The organism is Actinomycetospora sp. (assembly GCF_036497245.1).
Taxonomy (GTDB): Bacteria; Actinomycetota; Actinomycetes; order Mycobacteriales; family Pseudonocardiaceae; genus Actinomycetospora.
Genome location: NZ_DASXJS010000035.1, coordinates 1 through 17,719 on the forward strand (window position 1 = coordinate 1; position 17,719 = coordinate 17,719).

Annotated in this window: 18 protein-coding genes and 1 pseudogene; 5 read left to right on the plus strand and 14 right to left on the minus strand. The window is 73.6% G+C overall.

The features are described 5' to 3' along the window. The 6 genes and pseudogenes from VGI02_RS04505 to VGI02_RS04530 form a co-directional block, all read right to left on the minus strand. Positions 1–220, minus strand: a pseudogene (locus tag VGI02_RS04505) (lactate dehydrogenase); the annotation flags it as partial. Next, positions 217–855 (minus strand): hypothetical protein, encoded by a 639-nt coding sequence (locus tag VGI02_RS04510; RefSeq protein WP_331626069.1) that lies wholly within the window; start codon positions 853–855, stop codon positions 217–219. The gene VGI02_RS04510 and the pseudogene VGI02_RS04505, both read right to left, overlap by 4 nt. Then, the gene (gene eutJ, locus VGI02_RS04515; RefSeq protein WP_331626070.1) at positions 852–1,712 is read right to left on the minus strand and encodes an ethanolamine utilization protein EutJ; all 861 of its coding nucleotides are present in this window, start codon (positions 1,710–1,712) and stop codon (positions 852–854) included. Before eutJ ends, VGI02_RS04510 begins: the two co-directional genes overlap by 4 nt. 2 nt (positions 1,713–1,714) lie before the next feature. Further along, entirely contained in the window at positions 1,715–3,127 is a 1,413-nt protein-coding gene (locus VGI02_RS04520) for an aldehyde dehydrogenase family protein (RefSeq protein WP_331626071.1), read from the minus strand. Positions 3,128–3,130: 3 nt separating this feature from the next. Continuing rightward, positions 3,131–3,418: a BMC domain-containing protein gene (locus VGI02_RS04525; RefSeq protein WP_331626087.1), complete on the minus strand. Its 288-nt coding sequence runs from the start codon at positions 3,416–3,418 to the stop codon at positions 3,131–3,133. An 81-nt stretch (positions 3,419–3,499) separates the two neighbouring features. Beyond that, on the minus strand, positions 3,500–3,787 hold the full coding sequence (locus VGI02_RS04530) for a EutN/CcmL family microcompartment protein (protein ID WP_331626072.1): 288 nt from the start codon (positions 3,785–3,787) through the stop codon (positions 3,500–3,502). A 217-nt stretch (positions 3,788–4,004) separates the two neighbouring features. Between VGI02_RS04530 and VGI02_RS04535 the strand changes: the two genes are divergently transcribed. Together VGI02_RS04535 and VGI02_RS04540 are read left to right on the plus strand one after the other, a co-directional pair. Beyond that, positions 4,005–4,979: a DUF7064 domain-containing protein gene (locus VGI02_RS04535; RefSeq protein ID WP_331626073.1), complete on the plus strand. Its 975-nt coding sequence runs from the start codon at positions 4,005–4,007 to the stop codon at positions 4,977–4,979. Further along, positions 4,976–5,983 (plus strand): HAD family hydrolase, encoded by a 1,008-nt coding sequence (locus tag VGI02_RS04540; protein ID WP_331626074.1) that lies wholly within the window; start codon positions 4,976–4,978, stop codon positions 5,981–5,983. Before VGI02_RS04535 ends, VGI02_RS04540 begins: the two co-directional genes overlap by 4 nt. A 13-nt stretch (positions 5,984–5,996) precedes the next feature. On the opposite strand, the gene VGI02_RS04545 is transcribed toward VGI02_RS04540, so the two are convergent. The 4 genes from VGI02_RS04545 to VGI02_RS04560 form a co-directional block, all read right to left on the minus strand. After that, positions 5,997–8,501 (minus strand): pyruvate, phosphate dikinase, encoded by a 2,505-nt coding sequence (locus VGI02_RS04545; protein ID WP_331626075.1) that lies wholly within the window; start codon positions 8,499–8,501, stop codon positions 5,997–5,999. Next, positions 8,498–9,118, minus strand: a complete 621-nt coding sequence (locus VGI02_RS04550; protein ID WP_331626076.1) for a hypothetical protein — start codon at positions 9,116–9,118, stop codon at positions 8,498–8,500. The genes VGI02_RS04545 and VGI02_RS04550 overlap by 4 nt, the downstream gene beginning before the upstream one ends. Positions 9,119–9,198: 80 nt before the next feature. Continuing rightward, entirely contained in the window at positions 9,199–10,632 is a 1,434-nt protein-coding gene (locus VGI02_RS04555) for a hypothetical protein (protein ID WP_331626077.1), read from the minus strand. A gap of 46 nt (positions 10,633–10,678) precedes the next feature. Beyond that, entirely contained in the window at positions 10,679–11,095 is a 417-nt protein-coding gene (locus VGI02_RS04560; protein WP_331626079.1) for a PEP-utilizing enzyme, read from the minus strand. Between the two features lie 361 nt (positions 11,096–11,456). Between VGI02_RS04560 and VGI02_RS04565 the strand changes: the two genes are divergently transcribed. Together VGI02_RS04565 and VGI02_RS04570 are read left to right on the plus strand one after the other, a co-directional pair. Continuing rightward, positions 11,457–12,698, plus strand: a complete 1,242-nt coding sequence (locus VGI02_RS04565; protein ID WP_331626080.1) for an LLM class flavin-dependent oxidoreductase — start codon at positions 11,457–11,459, stop codon at positions 12,696–12,698. Further along, the gene (locus tag VGI02_RS04570; RefSeq protein WP_331626081.1) at positions 12,695–14,002 is read left to right on the plus strand and encodes an MFS transporter; all 1,308 of its coding nucleotides are present in this window, start codon (positions 12,695–12,697) and stop codon (positions 14,000–14,002) included. The genes VGI02_RS04565 and VGI02_RS04570 overlap by 4 nt, the downstream gene beginning before the upstream one ends. 9 nt (positions 14,003–14,011) lie before the next feature. Here VGI02_RS04570 and VGI02_RS04575 read toward each other — a convergent pair whose 3' ends face one another. From VGI02_RS04575 to VGI02_RS04585, 3 genes are read right to left on the minus strand one after another with little or no spacing between them, the layout of a single operon-like run. Beyond that, positions 14,012–14,689, minus strand: coding sequence for an anti-sigma factor family protein (locus tag VGI02_RS04575; protein WP_331626082.1), 678 nt, complete (start codon positions 14,687–14,689; stop codon positions 14,012–14,014). Beyond that, complete coding sequence (locus tag VGI02_RS04580; protein WP_331626083.1) at positions 14,686–15,234, minus strand: sigma-70 family RNA polymerase sigma factor; 549 nt, start codon at positions 15,232–15,234, stop codon at positions 14,686–14,688. Before VGI02_RS04580 ends, VGI02_RS04575 begins: the two co-directional genes overlap by 4 nt. A 44-nt stretch (positions 15,235–15,278) precedes the next feature. Further along, entirely contained in the window at positions 15,279–15,704 is a 426-nt protein-coding gene (locus VGI02_RS04585; RefSeq protein ID WP_331626084.1) for a hypothetical protein, read from the minus strand. Between the two features lie 137 nt (positions 15,705–15,841). Between VGI02_RS04585 and VGI02_RS04590 the strand changes: the two genes are divergently transcribed. Then, complete coding sequence (locus tag VGI02_RS04590) at positions 15,842–16,930, plus strand: hypothetical protein (RefSeq protein ID WP_331626085.1); 1,089 nt, start codon at positions 15,842–15,844, stop codon at positions 16,928–16,930. On the opposite strand, the gene VGI02_RS04595 is transcribed toward VGI02_RS04590, so the two are convergent. Beyond that, on the minus strand, positions 16,905–17,621 hold the full coding sequence (locus tag VGI02_RS04595; protein WP_331626086.1) for a GntR family transcriptional regulator: 717 nt from the start codon (positions 17,619–17,621) through the stop codon (positions 16,905–16,907). The genes VGI02_RS04590 and VGI02_RS04595 overlap by 26 nt on opposite strands. Positions 17,622–17,719: the final 98 nt, after the last annotated feature.

Below are 17,719 nucleotides of genomic sequence, written 5' to 3' on the forward strand. Positions count from 1 at the left end.
GCGCGGCGGACGGCGGGGACGACGGCCGGGGTCCCGACGACGGCGGGGGTCCCGACGACGGAGGGGGCGTCCGGTCGGCGTCGTCGGCCGCGGCGACGGTGACCCCGAGCTCGCGGGCGCGTTCACGGGCCAACGGGGTGACGACGTCGCGCGGCCCGACCCGCAGCGTCGCAGCTCGCTTGGCCGCCGCCTCGACGTCGGCCGCCGACCACACCGTCATCGCGGTGCCTCCTGGCCCTTCATCTCCTCCAGGGCCGCGACGGCCGCGTCGCGCGCGGAAGCCACCTCGCTCTCGGTACCGGAGAGGAACATGCGGCCGAACCGCCCCACGGCCCGCAGCTCGATGACCGTGATCGCCGCGAACTTCTCGGCCTCGTTCGCGGCGACGGAGATGTAGGCGGCGGGCGCGACCTCCATGACGAACAGGCTCTGCCCCGGCAGCAGCATGCTGCCCTTGCGCCACTTGTTCAGCAGCTGCGCCTGGTACGGGTGGACGTTGGTGATGAACTGCGTCGAGGCGATCGCGGGCCGGATCCGGTCGGACTCCACCAGCCCGAGCTCGTCGAGGACGGCCTGACCGGACGCGAGGACCTCGGCCTGCTGCTCGGAGTGGATCTCCAGGAGGCCGTACTCGCGCTCGATGATCTGCAGCGCGGGGCGGACCCCGGCGGCCTTGAGCGCGATGTCGGCCGCGCGGAACACCTCGTTGCCCGGCGCCATCTCGATGTAGAGCTCGGCCATGCCGGCCAGCGGGACGTCGCCCGGGCTGGTGGCCGCGATGTGGGCGGCGCACTGCGGCTGCATCCGGTCGACGAAGGCGTAGGTGCGCAGGGTGGGAGCGTTCGCCGAGGTCACAATGATCGCCTTTCTCCGGGGCACGACTTCGCGATCCCGACCGGGGTGACGAGCAGGGCATGCGGATGGGTCACGACGGTCCGCTGCAGGTAGGACGCCAGCACGTCACCGGCGCGCGGGATCATCAGGGCGCCGCCCGCGAGGTGCAGCGGGAGCTCGTCGTCGGTGCCCGCGGTCATGGCGCGGACCGACTCCGCGATGCGGTGCAGGCCGGGGACGAGGATCGGCAGCGCGTCGGCCGGGCGCTCGCGCTTGACCCGCTCGGCCTCGTCGACCTCGATCCCGAGCGCGCCGGCGAGGATCAGGTCGAGGTGGTGCCCGCCTCCCGGTCGGTCGTCGAGGCGCACCAGCTCGCCGCCCCGGAACACCCCGATCCCGGTGGATCCGCCCCCCACGTCGACGACGACGCCGTCGGTGACCCCGAGGGTGCGCTGCGCGGCGCTGACCTCGTCGACGAGGGCCACCTCGTCGAACCCGGCGGTCTCGCAGACGTAGGTGCAGGCGCGGGCGTCCGCGACCGGGATGCACGGCGGGTAGGCGGTGGCGGCCCGTGACAGGTCCACGCCCAGCGCGTCCTGCGCCCGGGAACGCAGCTCACGGACGGTCGCGACGGCGCGGGCGAAGTCGACCACCACGCCGTCGTGCAGGGCACCCGAGGCCGCCGACTCGACCCACACCGGCCGGTCGCGGCCGTCGTCGTCGCGGTCGAGCACGACGAGCACACAGCTCGCGGTCCCCAGGTCGACGCCGACGCGGGGCCGGGCCGGCGGCGCGAGGACCGGGTCGTCGCGGCGGGCGGCGGCCTCGGCGAGCAGGGTGTGCACGGGACCCCCGGCGTCGTCCGGAGCCGCCGCCACCCCTAGACCTCGACGGTGTCGTAGACGCTGCGCCATGGCCGGACCTCGTGGGCGACTCGTTTGATGTTGATCAGGTGCAGGGGGGTGACGTTGTCCGAGCAGATCGACCCGCTCCAGGTGCCGGTGCCCAGCTGGAAGGAGGGGTCGACCTCGGTCGAGTAGCCCATGCCGCCGAACAGGGCAGGGGTGTTGACGACGATGCGTCCCGCCGGGAGTGCCGCGAACGGGGCGAGCTCGTCGGGATCGGCGGCGTGCACGGCGACGGTGTGGCCCTCGCCCCCGAGCGCCAGGATCTCGCGGCACCGGGCGAGCCCGGCCTGCGGGTCACGGGCGCGGTAGACCGACAGGACCGGGCCGAGGATCTCCCGGGACAGCGGGATCGCGGCGCCGACCGTGTCGAGCTCGGCGGCGAGTACCCGGGTGGCGTCCGGAACGGCGAACCCGGCCAGTTCCGCGAGCCGGCGGGCGCTCTGCCCGACCGGGGCGGGCCGCAGCCCACCCCGCTCGTCGAAGAGCACCGCGGTGAGGGCCTGCTGCTGCGCGGCGTCCATCCAGAACGCGCCGTGCTCGGCGAACGCGCCCAGGAAGGCGTCCGCGACGGCGTCGACGACGACCACCGACTGCTCGGCGACGCAGGCCGTCCCGTTGTCGAAGGACTTCGAGGTGATGATCATCTCCGCGACCTCGGCCGGGTCCGCCACGCTCGCCCCGACGTAGGCCGGGACGTTGCCCGCGCCGACGGCGATGGTGGGCTTGCCGCTGGAGTAGGCCGCGCGGACCATCCCCGGGCCGCCGGTCGCGAGGACCAGGGCGATCTCGTCGCGGCTCATCAGCTGGGCCGTGGCCGCGAGGGTGGGCGAATCGAGGCACGAGACCAGGCCCTCCGGCGCGCCCGCGGCCACCGCGGCCTCGGCCATGACCTCCGCGGCCCGCGCCGTGCAGCGCGCGGCCCGGGGGTGCGGGGCGAGCACCACGGCGTTGCCGGACGTCACCGCGGCGAGGCACTTGAACAGCGCCGTCGAGGTCGGGTTGGTGACCGGGATGATCCCGGCGATCACGCCCATCGGACTGCCGATCGCGGTGACGCGGGCGGCCTCGTCGGTCCACAGCACCCCGACCGCACGGCGCTCGAGCATCCAGCGCGCGACGAACCCGGTGTTGTACCGGTTCTTGTAGATCTTGTGCTCGTAGACGCCGTAGCCGGTCTCGTCGACGGCGAGGCGCGCGAGCTCCTCGGCGGCCTTCGTCCCGGTCCGCGCCATCGCCCGCACGTAGCCGTCGAGGGTCTCCTGGTCGGCCCCCTCGAGGCGGCGGGCGGCCTCCCGCGCCGCGCGGGCCTTCGCCCGGACGTCGGCCAGGCCCGCGAGGTCCGCGTCCCACGTCGCCGCCGGCCCCCGGCCCAGGGTCGCGGTCATCGCCTACGCCTTCGGGCGGGCGAGGATCGCGAGGATGCCCTCGGTCTCGTCGTGGGGGCGGGGGATGACGTGGACCGAGACCACCTCGCCCGCCCTCCCCGCCGCGACGGCGCCCGCGTCGGTCGCGGCCTTCACCGCGCCGACGTCGCCGCGGACCATCACCGTCACGAGGCCGCCTCCGATCTCGCGGTGGCCAAGCACCTGGACGTTCGCGGCCTTGACCATCGCGTCGGCGGCCTCGATGGCCCCGACGAGGCCCTTCGTCTCGATGAGCCCCAGCGCTCCGCGCATCGGGACCGCGCCATTGGTCGCCGCGCCGGTCGACGCCGTCGCCGTGGTTGTCATGTCGTCCTCCAGAGTCCTCGCCCGGCCTCACGCCGTGCGGTAGGTGACGGTCCCGTTGCGGATGACCGAGTCGGCGATCGCGACGACGGCCCGGTCAGTCGGCGTGGCGGCCCCGGCGGCCACGCGCGCCGCGCTCCCGGTGGTCATCAGCACGACGTCGCCTGCGCCGGCACCGACCAGGTCGACCGCGACGCACGTGACGCCGTCACCGCCGTCGTCGTCGGTGGCGTCCTGGACGAGCAGGAGCGACACGTTCTCGAAGCCGGGCGAGCGGACGGTCGCCACGACCTGGCCCAGCACTCGCCCGAGCTGCATCCGCCCTGCCTCCCGCCTCGTCGTGGGCGGACGAGGACCTGTGAGCCAGGTCTCGTCGTGTGGTGCGGACGGTAGGGCGGCGACGAGCGACGGGGCGCTATCCCGGACGGACAACGTCTCCCGGTTCCGCTGTCCGCAGGTGCACTGGTTCGGGCCGTCGGGGTCCCGGACCCTCATGGTGATCCGAGCCACATCCGCCGCGCTGGAGGAGATCCCGGTGATCCGCGACGAGGACGCGCAGTTCCACCCGCCGACCACCGACGACCCGTTGTGGGCCGAGACCAACTACTTCGGCCTCTACGCGGGCCAGGACACCGAGCGGCCGGTCAACATCGGCCTCTACGGGCTGTTCCGCAAGCCGATCGGGATGGTCGGGTCGACGGTCTCGATCAACTCCCGGCGGGTGCGCGAGCCGTGGGCGGCCGAGTACTGGGACGCCCAGAACATGCCCGCACCGGCCAGCCTGACCGACTACGAGCTGGCCAACGGCCTGCGGGTCGTCTGCTCGAAGCCCAACCAGGTCTGGGACGTCGACTACTCCGACCCGGCGGCAGGCGTCGAGATCCACTTCCGCTACACCGCGATCATGCCCGCCTACGACATCAACGACCCCGACCAGGACCCGCTCGCCGCGGACCGCGACATGGCCAAGACCTGGGGCCATGCCTACGCCGGGCACTTCGACCAGTCCGGGCACTACGAGGGCGAGGTGTCGGTGCGCGGGCGCACGCTGCCGATCGACTGCGTCGCGACGATGGACCACAGCTGGGGCGTGCGCGCGGAGCGCCAGTCGTCGCGGCTCTCGTGGATGCACGCCCACTTCGGCGAGGACCTCGTCGTGCACGGCCTGTTCGACTTCGACACCGCGAACGGGCCCGACGGCGAGTCGCCGCTACGGCTGACCCACGGCTACCTCGTCGAGGGCGGCGAGCTGCACGGCCTGTCGGGAGGGCACGGCGTGACGCGGCGCCGGGGGCTCTACCCGGAGCGGATCGACCTCGTCCTCAGCGCGGGCGACCGCACCGTCGCCGTCTCCGGGGAGGCGTTGACGACGTTCCCGTGGCAGTCGCAGCCCGGCGTCGTCGGGCACAACGTGCTGCTCCGGTGGGAGGCCGAGGGCCGGGTCGGGTTCGGCGAGTGCATGGACTTCATCGGGCTCGGCGAGCTCGGTGAGGTCTACAGCCGGCCATGACGGTGCCCGTGCGGGCCGTCGTCTTCGACCTCGACGGGACGCTGGTGCAGACCCGCCTCGCGTCGTGGGAGGTCTTCGCGCCGATCAGCCACCGGTTCGGGCTCGGGATCGACACCCCGGAGCAGTACTTCGAGCTCTTCCGCGGCAACATCTTCACCTCGATCCGGGAGCGTTGCACCGACGAGGAGCACGCCCGCGAGGCGACCGCCGAGTTCCTCACCGCCCTGCGCTCGCACTACGACCCGCCGCTCGTGCCGGGCATGCCCGCCGTCGTCCGCAGGCTGGCGTCCGGGTGCACGCTCGCGGTGATGTCCTCGAACGCGATGGAGGTGCTGCGCCGCGTCCTGGTCGACAACGGGCTCGCCTACTGCTTCGCCCACGTCTTCGGCGGCGACGTCGCCCCGGACAAGCGGACGGCGCTGCGGACCTTCCTCGCCGACGCGGGCAGCGGGTACGGCCGACGGTGCTCCGCCGACTACGACGAGGGCGGCGAGGCCACCCGCCCGGACGCGGGCACGACGGTGCTGGTGACCGACACCGCGGGCGACGTCCGGGACGCGGTCGAGGTCGGGGTGCGCGTCGTCGGGGTCAGCTGGGGCATGCACACCGCGGCCGACCTCATCGAGGCCGGCGCCGAGTTCGTCGCGCTGTGGCCGCAGGAGGTCCTCTCGCACCTGCTCGGCGACGAGGCCGCGCGCGAGCCGACCGGGGCGTGCGCGATCCCCGGGGTGACCGGGTCGGGGAGTGCGGAAGCGTGCTCGTGCGGGTGTTCCACCACCGATGTCAGGAAAGTCGCGTTCCAGACACTGGACGTCCGAGAATCGTCGTCGATCACAGAGTCGGCAGAGGCTCCCGGTGAGCGCCGACGGAGACGACGCCGGGAGGCCGCGGACGGGCTGACGCGCTCCCCCGCCGGGCCGACACGCGCGACGTCCCACGGCCACCACCCCGAGGCCGCCGACGAGCTGCTCGAGGCGATGCGCCGGATCTGCCGCGCCGGGTGAGGTCGCGGGCACGTCACCGGGCCAGGGCCGCGCGTCCCAGGCCGAGCAGCAACGGACGCACCTCGGGCAGGTCGACCGCGAACCGGCGGAACCCGAGCTCGTAGAGCCGCGCCGCGACGGCGTCGGCGACGGTGCCGCTCAGGCGCACCCCGACCGGGACCTCCGGATGGGCCCGCCCGGCCTCGCTCAGCACGGCCAACAGCGGTTCCACGACAGGATCGATGGCGTGGCGCGGGTCGGTCGAGAGCAGCCCCCGCGCGACGTAGTCGTCGAGCGGCGCGGCGGTGAGGAACTGCCGGGCCGGGATGCCGAACATCGCCGCCTGCAGCGCCCGGATCTCCAGCCAGACGACCGCGCTGAGCCCGACGAGCGCGTCGGCGCCCAGCACCGCGCGGGGGCTGGTGAGGTAGGTGCCCATCCCGGGCGCCGCCCCGTCGGCCGGCCCGTCGATCGCGTGCAGCGCCCGGACCTCGGCGGGGTCGGAGACGTGCCGGATCGCGAGCCGCATCCGGCCGCCGTACCCGGCGTCCGCCGCGGCGAGCGCGAGCCCTTCGCGCTGGGCGGCGATCAGGGCCGGCACCCCGAGCGGCAGGGCGAGCTCGGGATGGCGGGTCGTCACCGCGGTCTGCTGGAGGAGCTCGCGGGCCTCGTCGGCCAGCAGGTCGATCGCGCGCACGTCGACGTCGTGGTCCCCGGCCGCGGCCAGCAGGCCCGAGACCTGGCGGGCGATCGCGCGGCGGACCTCGTCGAGCGCGGTCCCCGCCCCGACCCCGTCCCACCCCTTCTCCAGCAGGGTCTCGACGAGGTGGTTGAGGTCGCCGGACGCGGCGAGCACGTCGTCGACCGCGGTGACGACGCCGGTGGCGCCCGCGGCCCGGGCGGCGACGACGTCGGCCGGGACGGTCACGCGCGCGAGGACCTCGCAGCCCGCGGCGTCGGCGGCCGCGCGGAGCAGCGCGTCCATCGCGTCGTTGGCGGCGGCGGGCGTCGTCGTGGGCAAGGTCCCGGTGACGAGCTCACCCGAGGCTCCGTCGAGCGAGACCGGGTCGCCCTCGGCGAGGGTCCGCTCCCCCACCCGGACGGTGCGCGCCGCCGCGTCGATCTCGAGCGCCCCCGCCCCGACGACGCAGGCGGTGCCCAGGGCCCGCGCGACGACCGCCGCGTGGCTGGTCGAGCCGCCCGTGGACGTCACGATCCCCTCGGCGGCGATCATCCCGTGGAGGTCCGCGGGGCTGGTCACCGAGCGCGCGAGGATGACCGCGGCGCCGGCCTCGGCGCGCTCCTGGGCACGATCGGGGTCGAGGACCAGTTCTCCGCACACCTGCCCGGGGCAGGCCCCGATGCCCGTCACGACTACCCGCCCCGCGGCCCGGGCCGCGGCGAGGGCCGTGTCGTCGAACCCGGGGCGCTGCGCCGCCCGCAGCTGGTCGCCGGTGACCAGGGACAGGGCCCGGGCCGGGGTCGCGGTCCTGTCGTGGAGCAGGTCGGCGGCGATGCGCACCGCCGCCTCCGGGGTGCGTTTCGCGCTGCGGACCTGCAGGAAGTAGAGGACGCCGTGCTCCACGGTGAACTCGACGTCGAGCACGTCGCCGTGGCGGGCCTCGAGCTCCCCGCACGTCCGCTCCAGCTCCGCGAGCAGCGGCGGGGGCAGAGCGCCGGAGACGGGGTCCGGCGTGCGGACCCCGGCGACGACGTCCTCGCCCTGGCTGTGCGCGAGGTACTCCCCGTAGAGGCCGGGCTCCCCGGTGACCGGGTTGCGGGTGAAGACGACGCCCGAGCCGGACGCGTCGTCCAGGTTGCCGAAGACCATGGACTGCACGACGACGGCCGTGCCCATGTCGTGCGGGATGCCGTGGTGCTCCCGGTAGGTGCGCGCCCGGCGGGTGTTCCAGGAGCGGAAGACGGCCTCGACGGCGTGGCGGAGCTGGTCCTCCGGTGCCGCGGGCACGCTCTCGCCGAGCTCGTCGGCGAGCGCGGCCTCGGCGGCGGCCCAGACCCCGTCGAAGGCCGCCGCCGGGTCGTCGCCGGGGGCGGTGCCGGTCACGAGCGTGTCGACGGCGTCGCGGTCGTCCAGCGCCCCGAGCACGATCTCGGAGTACATCGCGTGGAACCGCGCAACGAGGTCGGCCATGAACCGGGTGTCGCCGGAGCGCACCGCGAGCGCGACCGCGGCGTCGCGGGAGAGTCCGAGGTTGAGGACGGTGTCCATCATCCCGGGCATCGAGACCGGGGCGCCGGAGCGCACCGAGAGCAGCAGCGGTTCGGGACCGGCCCCGAAGGTCTTGCCCGTCGCCGCCTCGATCCCGCCCACCCGGGCCCGGATCTCCTCGACGAGGCCGTCCGGCAGCGTCCGCTGCTCCAGGTAGACGTGGCAGGCGCCGGTGGTGATGACACAGCCCGGCGGGACGCGCAGGCCGTCGCGCGTCATCCGGACCAGTCCGGCGCCCTTGCCGCCGAGGCTCTCGACGTCGGCGGGCCCCTCATCGGTGAACGCCCGCGTCCAGCCGGGTCCGCTCACTCGGCCCGCTCCCGGCCCAGCGTGCGCAGCAGGTCCTCGTGGAACTCGAACCAGACGGTGTGGATCGAGTCCCGGGTCGGCGAGGAGACGAGGTCGTGGTCACCGGCGTCGATGCCCTCGAGGGCGGCGCCGAACCGGGTCGCGTAGGTGGCGAACCGGGGGTCGTGGCCGGCGAGCGCGTCGATCAGTCCGTCCAGCCGGCCGACGAGGCGTTCCAGTCTGCTGATCACCTTCTCGTCGTACTCGGCGTCGGTGTGGTCGTTGGCGACCTTCCGACCGCCGACCTCGACCTGCTGCCAGGAGGACATCGTCGTCAGGAGCTGGGTGTTGGTGGACTCGAACTTCCCGACGAGGGCCAGGACGTCCTCGTCGGCGCGGACCGGGGCGTAGAGCTCCGCCGCGGTGGCGTCGAGGGCGGGGACGGCATCGTCGGTCGGCAGCGCGGCACCACCGGCGACGACGACCAGCCCGGTGCCGGACAGCGTCTCGAGGCGACCCGCGACGTCGTCCTCCGGCAGCCCGGTGACCGCGGAGATCGCCGAGGCGCCGGCCATCTTCTTGAGGGCGAGCACGTTGAGCACGTCGTAGTCGGGCTTGGCCAGGGTCGTGGTGGTCATGCGATGTGCCTCCTCCGGTCGGCTCGTGAGCACCAAGTGCGGCGATCACCGCACTTGGTGCTCACGAGCGCGAAGCGCACCTACAGGACCCGGTATTTCGAGCGGGTCGGGCTCACCCCGTCCGGGAACGGGAGGTAGCCGGCGCCCGAGAAAATCTTGCTGGGCACCGTCTCCTGCGCGAATCCGCGCTTGGTGATGTCGTAGTAGTAGTTCGCGACCCGCTGGTCGATCTCCCACAGGTCGTAGTCCCGACAGGCCTTCTCGTACGTCCCGGCCTTGCGCATGTGCGGGAGGATCATGTCGATGTAGTACACGTACTGTCCGTTCCAGATGAGGTCGCGCCGGCACATCTTCGACGTCTTCGTGTACAGCTTCAGCGTCGCCTGCTGCACCCGGCCGAGGTGGTCACCGAGGTCGGAGATCGGGATGTTGTAGACCTCGCCCATCGGCGTGTCCCACTTCTCGCGGGCGAAGACCGCGCCCCCGACCACGGCCTGCAGGTAGTTCTTGGGCCGCGTGAACGTCGTGGAGATGTCGTTGACCCGGATCTCCTCCAGGTTCATGATCTCCGGGTCGAGGGTCAGTGCGAGCGTGTAGACGTGCGGCAGCTTGGCGTCCTCGCAGACGTCGCTCCAGTGGAAGACCTCCTCGTTCACGAAGAGGTCCCGCAGGATCAGCAGCTTGCCGTCGGGGAGCTCGTAGGGCCCGGTGTCGCCGAGCCCGAGCCGGCAGTCGTAGTGGTCGAGGAACGCGAGCAGCTCGGCCGCCGCGTTGAACTGGGTGAACGCACCGTGCCGTGGGCTGTCGGGCTCGAGCGGCTCGACCTGGTTGACGATCGACTCGAGGAAGTCCTGATCGTGGATCCGGCAGCGGTAGCGGTCCTGCGAATTGAGGATGTAGCCGTCCTGGCGCTTGCCCCACAGCACGCGCTGCATGAATTTGAGGATCTCGTTGGATTCCTCGACGTACTCGTCGGGCTTGATCACCTCGAGGGCCAGCAGGCCACAGCGGCCCATGCCGAAGCCGACGGCGCCGATGCACCAGTCGTGCACCGCGTTGACCTTGGTACCGATCTCGCGGCGGGCCGACGCGCCGATGTCCATGATCCCCTGGGCACCACCGACGGCCTCGGTGGTCATGGCCATGATCTCCGGCCACCGGTAGAACTCGTGCATGAAGGCCAGGATCTCGTACTCCTGGCGGGGGATCATGCCCGAGACGCCCTCGGTGGCCCGCATGACGAGCACGTCCCAGATGTTCCAGGCGAGGTAGTTGTTGAGGTCGTTCAACTCGTCGATCGTGAAGCGGTCACGGAGGACGTCCTCCTTCGTGACCTTCTCCAGGACGCCGCTCTTCGCCCGGGACTTCATCATCTTGTCGCCGAGGATCCCGTCGGTGACGGGGTCCATCCCGACGAAGTTGCCGGTGTAGGTGAGGTCCTGGAAGCGCAGCCCGTCGTCGGACTGCTCGTAGCGCTGGCGGAACCTGGCGCGCTTGCCCTCGGTGGTCGTCATCCTGTGCGTTCCTCCTGGCTGGTGATGGTCGGCTGCCGACGTACCGCTAGATCGCGACCACCCGGCCGACCTCGTCGTCGGTGCAGTCCAACCGGACCTGCTTGCCGTCGAGCTCGCGCGCGATCTCCTCGAAGTGCGATTCGTCGGTCGACCCCACGACGTACCGCGACTCGCTGCCCGTCAGGTGCGCCGTCATCACGCACGGCGTCTGGAACTCGCGCGAGAGGATGCCGAGGTGCGACTCCGGCGCGCCGGACATCGTGATCACGCCGATCGCGCCCATCGAGAGCGCGGGCGCGAGGAAGGTCGTCGTCCCGCCGCGTACGAGCAGGATGTGCTCGGCGAGCTTGCCGGACTGGATCAGGGCGATCACGTCGCCGGGAACGCCCAGGTACTTCACCGTCCCCGTCGGGGACTTCTTCGTGTCGAAGACGTTGTAGCCCTCGGCGAGGACGTCGGCCATGGAGTTCCTCCTCGAACGATCCCGGAGTGCGGACGAGCCCGGCCCGTCCGTGCGCCGCCCCGGTGCCTCCGCGTTGCCCACGTCACAGTGCCCTGGATCACTTTCCGGGCCGATGGCGAGCGTGGATAAAAGAGTCCGGCGGGCTTGTCCAGACCAGATAGGCCCCCGGGGCGCGGCGTGACCCCGCTCCCGCCCGGTTGTCGATCGCGGCGAGGCCACGCAGGATCGGGTGCCGTGATCCCCCTCGACGTCGGCCGCCTGCTCACGCGGCGCCGCCACGTCGACCTCCGGCGGGTCACCTCGATCGCCTGTCGTCCCTGACCTCGTCCCTGCCCGACGTCGTCAGAAGGACCCCGCCACCATGGCCACCCCCACGATCACGCCTGCCCGCACGACGGCAGGCACACCCGGCGGCGGCACCCCGCCGCTGACCGCCCACTGGTTCCTGCCCACCTACGGCGACTCCCGCGGCCTCGTCGGCGGCGGCCACGGCATGGCCGCCGCCGCGGCGGGCACGCCGCGCGAGGCGTCGCTGGGCTATCTCGCCCAGATCACCCGCGCCGCCGAGACGCTCGGGTTCGAGGGAGCGCTGACCCCGACCGGCGCCTGGTGCGAGGACGCCTGGCTGACGACGGCGATGCTGGCCGCCGAGAGCGAGCGGCTGAAGTTCCTCGTCGCGTTCCGGCCCGGCGGGGTGTCCCCGACCCTCGCCGCCCAGATGGGCGCCACCTTCCAGCGGCACTCGGGCGGCCGGCTGCTCGTCAACGTCGTCACCGGCGGCGAGCCCACCGAGCAGCGCGCCTACGGGGACTTCCTCGGCAAGGACGAGCGCTACACCCGCACCGGCGAGTTCCTCGACGTCGTGCGGCGGCTGTGGGCGGGCGAGGAGGTCACGCTCGACGGCGAGCAGGTCCACGTCGAGGGCGCGCAGCTGCAGCGGGTCCCCGACCCGGTCCCACCGGTCTACTTCGGCGGTTCCTCCCCCGCCGCGGGCGACGTGGCCGCCCGGCACGTCGACGTCTACCTCACCTGGGGCGAGCCGCCCGCGCAGGTCGCCGAGAAGATCGAGTGGATCCGGGGCCTGGCCGCCGCCCAGGGGCGCGAGGTGCGGTTCGGCATCCGGCTGCACGTGATCACGCGGGACACGGCCGACGCCGCCTGGGCGCAGGCCGAGGAGCTGCTACGTGGCGTCCCGGCGGAGATGATCGATCAGGTCCAGGCCGGCCTGTCGCGCAGCGAGTCGGTGGGTCAGCAGCGGATGCGCGCTCTGCATTCCGGAGGCTCGGCCACCGCCGCCGACCTCGAGGTCTCCCCCAACCTGTGGGCGGGCGTCGGGCTGGTGCGCGGCGGCGCGGGCACGGCCCTCGTCGGGAGCCACAGCGAGGTCGCCGACCGCATCGCCGAGTACCACGCGCTGGGCATCACCGAGTTCGTGCTGTCCGGCCACCCGCACCTCGAGGAGGCCTACTGGGTCGGCGAGGGCCCGCTGGCCGAGCTCGGGCGGCGCGGCCTGTGGACCCCGGCCGCCGGGTCGGAGGCTGCGCGCGCGGCCAGCGCGCCCGCGTCCTCCGTGCCGTTCGCGGTCACCGGTGCCGCGCGGTGAGCGCCACCCTCGAGACCACCGCGTCACCGTCCGGGAGCCGCCGCGAGGCCCGCACCGTCCTCGCCGCGTCGCTCATCGGCACGACCATCGAGTGGTACGACTTCTTCCTGTTCGCGACGGCCGCGGGCATCGTCTTCCCGACGCTCTTCTACGGCAAGGGCGACCCCACCGTCGCGACGCTGCTCTCGTTCGCGACCTTCGCCGTCGGGTTCGTCGCCCGCCCGCTCGGCGGGCTGCTCTTCGGGCACATCGGTGACCGCGTCGGCCGTCGTCGCACCCTCGTCGTCACGATGGCGCTGACCGGGCTGTCGACGGCGGCGATCGGCCTGCTCCCCACCTACGCGGCGATCGGGGTGGCCGCCCCGGTGCTGCTGGTGGTGCTGCGCGTCGTGCAGGGCGTGGCGATCGGCGGCGAGTGGGGCGGCGCGGTGCTCATGGCCGTCGAGTACGCCCCACCCGGACGACGGGGTCTGTACGGCTCGACCCCGCAGATCGGGCTCGGGCTGGGACTCGCCCTCGGGACCGGCGCGTTCGCGCTGCTCGGCTCCCTGATGGACGACGCCGCGTTCGCCGCGTACGGCTGGCGGATCGCGTTCCTGGCCAGCGTGGTGCTCGTCGTCATCGGGTTCGTGGTGCGCCTGGCGGTGCTCGAGACGCCCGCCTTCCGCCGGATGCAGGACGCCGCGGAGGTGTCGCGGGTGCCCGCGGCCGACGTCGTCCGGGACCCGGTCTCACGACGCAACCTCGGTTGGGGCCTGCTCGCCCGTTGGGCCGAGGGGGCCTCGTTCAACACCTGGGGCGTCTTCGTCCTGACCTACACCGTCGGGACGCTCGCGCTGCCCCGCACGGAGATGCTCGTCGCCGTGACGGTCGCGGCCGTCGTCAGCGCCGTCGTCATGCCGTTCGCCGGCGCCTGGTCGGACCGGATCGGGCGCGGGCGGGTCTTCGCGGTCGGGTGCGTGATCCTCGCGGTCGGGGTGTTCCCGGCGTTCGCGCTGCTCGGCGGTGGCGTCCTCGCCGCGGGCGTGGCGCTCGTGCTGATGCTCGGCGTCTCGTACGGGATCACGAGCGGGGCGGAGTCGACGTTGTTCGCCGAGCTCTTCCCGACGCGGACCCGCTACACGGGCATGTCCCTGGTCTTCCAGGGCGGCGGGATCTACGCGTCGGGCCTGACGCCGCTGATCCTCACCTCGCTGCTGGCCCTCGGCGGGGGCGAGCCCTGGTACGCGGCGGGTTACCTGTTCGTGGCCGCGGTCGTCAGCACCTGGGCGGCGCTGCGGGCACGGCCCCTGGAGCACCTCTGACCGGGTGAGTCAGGAGCGCATGACCACGGCGCCCGACGTCGTCCGGACCTCGAGGCCCGAGACGCGGTCGGTGGGCAGGTCCGTCGAGGCCGCGACCTTGACGTCCTGGCCCGGCGGCGGGCTCCAGCTCGCGATCTGCTCGGAGCGGCCGTCGGAGCCCTGGACGACGAGCACGTATGTCGTCCGGGGCGCGTCCGGCGTCGGGGGCAGGTGCGGCGCGCCGCGGTAGAGGCAGGTCAGGGCCACCTGGGTGCCCCAGGGCCGGGCGGTGAGACCGGCCAGGCCGGACGACTCGGAGCCGGCGACGGCGGGCAGCACGACCTCCCGAGCCTGGCCCGCGGCGACCGTGCCGGAGGGACCGGAGGTCCCCGACGTCGACCAGGCCGTCACCCCCGCTCCCGTCGCGAGGGCGAGCACGACGGCGAAGGCGGCGGCGAGCAGGGCGACCCGACGGCGGCGGCGCACGCGGTGCACCGTCCCGGCGAGGAGGTCGGGCGGCGGCGCGGGGTCGACGCCGTGGGCGGGGGCCTCGGCCCGCGAGAGCAGACCCGGCAGTCCCGCCATCGCCGCCAGCTCGCGGGTGCACGACGGGCACTCCTGCAGGTGCGCCTCGAACACGTCCCGCTCGGCGGGGTCGAGCGCGCCGAGGACGTAGACGCCGACGTCGAAGCGGTGCGGGCAGCTCACGACGCGACCCCCATCTCCTCCAGCGCGAGGCGCAGCGCCCGCAGCGCGTAGTGCACCCGGGACTTGACCGTGCCCGGCGGGATGTTGAGCACCGAGGCGGCCTCGCCGACGCTACGGCCGCGGTAGTAGCACTCCACCAGCACCGTGCGGTGCTCCAGCGAGAGCCGGTCGAGGGCCGCCGCGACGGTCCAGGACTGCACCGCGGCGTCCGCGTGGTCGCCGACGGTGTGATCGCCCGGCGTCGTGCCGGACCTGACGCCCGCCGGGTCGTCGGAGAGCAGTTCCGGGCGCGCCGACCGGGCCCGCCACTCGTCGATGAGCACGTTCCGCAGTGTGCGCAGCAGCCACGGCCGGGGATCGCCGCGGCTGGGGTCGAGGGCGGCGGGGTGGCGCCACGCGCGGAGCAGGGTCTCCTGGACCGCGTCCTGCGCCCGGCCGCGGTCGGAGGTGGTCCGCAGCGCGACCGCCCACAGCGCGGCCCCGTGCTGCTCGTGCACCATGCGGATCAGCTCCGCGTCGCCCGGCTCGCGCCCCACCAGTCCCACGCCGTGTCCTTCGTCCCCGGAGGGCCCTGACCCCCGTTCCGACCTCAGCGTCGCACGGCGCGGGTGAACGACCAGGCCGTGATCCAGGCGATGCCCACGGTGAGCACCAGCGCGCCCGGCACGTGGATGGCGAGGTTCGTGTGCTCGCCGTAGTAGGCCTGCACGAAGCTCAGCACGAAGACGACGGCGGCCAGCACCGCGGGCCACCAGGGTCCCCCGTGCGCCCGGCCGAAGAGGACCGCGGCGACGGTGAGCAGGCCCGTCACCACGTGCAGCACGATCGCGCCGGTCGCGTGCAGCCCCACGAGGGGTCCACCACGGGGCAGGATCTGCCCGGCGGTGATGTACTGGCAGACCAGGGTGAGCAGTGAGAACACCGCCGTCACCTGCACCGCGCGCAGGAGCGCCACGGCGGAACCCGTCGGTCGGGCGCCGTCGATCGTGCTCGCGGACGTCGTGCTGTGGGTCATCGGCTCGTCCTCTGCTCGGGGTCCCTGCCCGGGAACACGGAGCGGGCGGCCGAACGGTTCAACGCCGACCGCACCGTCTCGCCGAGCGACCCGCGGCGCGGCAGGATCGGGCCCGACCACGAGCGAGGGAGGCCGGCGTGACCGGACGGGTGACGAGCGATCTGCTGCTGGTGGGCAGCCTGCCGACGCCGTCGGCCGAGGAGGGGTTCCGGGCCGGCGCCGGGTTCGTCGGGGACCTCGTCCCGGCGCTGCCCGACGGCGAGGCCGGGCCGCTGGGGGCCTGGGTCGGCTTCGACCGGACGCACCTGCTGGAGCCGCACCCGGACCTCCGGGTGCTGGAGCCGACGGGGTCGCCCACCGGCCGCGCGCGGCACGCCTACGAGACCGCGCGGCTGACCGTCCGCGACGGCGTCGAGTCGCTGCGGTTCGACGCCTGGCCGCGGGTCCCGGTGATGTTGGAGTCGTACGCGCTGTTCCGCCGGTTGCGCTCGGAGGGCGTGATCGCCGCCGACCAGCGGTTCCAGGTGAACTTCCCGTTCCCCTCGAGCGTGTTCACCGGCGCCTTCAAGGACCACTACGCCCACGACTGGTCGATCGTCGGGCCGGCGCTGGAGGACCTCACGCGACGCTCGATCGACGAGGTCCTCGCGACGATCCCCGCGCACGACCTCGCGCTGCAGTTCGACCTCGCCTACGAGGTGCTCGACAACGAACAGGTACTCGGCTGGACCGAGGGCGGCGTCGCGGGCGCGTGGGACCGGTTCGGCGGGCCGTGGTCACGGCTGGCCCCGCACGTCCCCGAGGACGTCCTGCTCGGCCTGCACCTCTGTTACGGCACGTTCCCCGAGTGGCCGATGTTCGAGGCGCGCGACATGGGGCTGCTCGTCCGGATGGCGAACCACGCCCGCGCGCACGCCGGCCGTCCGCTCGACTGGCTGCACCTCGCCGGGCCCCGCTACCTGCGCAGTGAGGACGAGGCGTTCTTCGCCCCGCTGGCGGGCCTGCACGTGCCCGACACCCGGGTCTTCCTCGGGATCGTGCTCCCGCTCGACGGCGAGGAGGGGCTGCGCCGCAGGCACGCCACGGCGTCGCGGTATCTCCACGACTTCGGCGTGGCGATGTACTGCGGCTTCGGCCGCCGGCCCGGCCAGGACCCGGCGGAGACGCTGCGCGAGCACGCCGCCGTCGTGCGGGGTGGCCTCAGCCGGAGGCACCCAGCGCGCTGACGATGCGCGTCTCCGCGTCGGCGAGGTAGTCGGCGACCTCCTGGGCGGCCCGCTCCAGCTCGCCGCGCTCGACGAGCGTCGCCACGGCGTCGTTGCGCTCCAGGTACGGCTCGTGGAAGTCGCGGTGGGTGCCCATGCGGTGGAAGGCGAGCCGCATCTCGGCGAGCAGCAGATCCATCTGCTGGTCGAGCCGGGTGCTGCCCGCGAGCCCGACGAGCGCGCGGTGGAAGTGCTGGTTGGCGTCGGCGACCCCGTTCCAGTCCTCGTCCGCCGCGGCGGCCCGACCCTCCTCGACGGCGGCGCGGACCCGCGCGACCGCGGCCTCGTCCCGGGCGCGCTCCCCGTCCCGGACGGCGGCGGGCTCGACGATGCGCCGCGACCGGTAGACGTCGTGCACGTCGGCCACGCCCGGCGTCGTCACGAACACCCCGCGGTGGGCCTCGCGCACCAGGATCCGTTCGGCGACGAGCTGGCTGAAGGCCTCGCGCAGGGTGTTCCGGGAGACCCGCATGGCCTCGCAGAACGACTGCTCCCCCAGCCGCACACCCGGCAACAGGCGGCCTTCGACGACCTGCTCGCGCAGCGCGTCGGCGACCCGCTCCGCCGTCGACGACGTCTGCGCGACGCGCGCGGTCGACAGCGCTTCCAGGGCGGCGCGGGCGGCCTGGTCCGGGTCGGCGGCGACGGTCACGCCGATCAGCCTACCGACCCGCGTCCTCATGCCGGATCGTTGAACGATGGCGTCGGCGCCCTCTACTAGGATGTGACCGCCGTCATGCCGACCGAGGA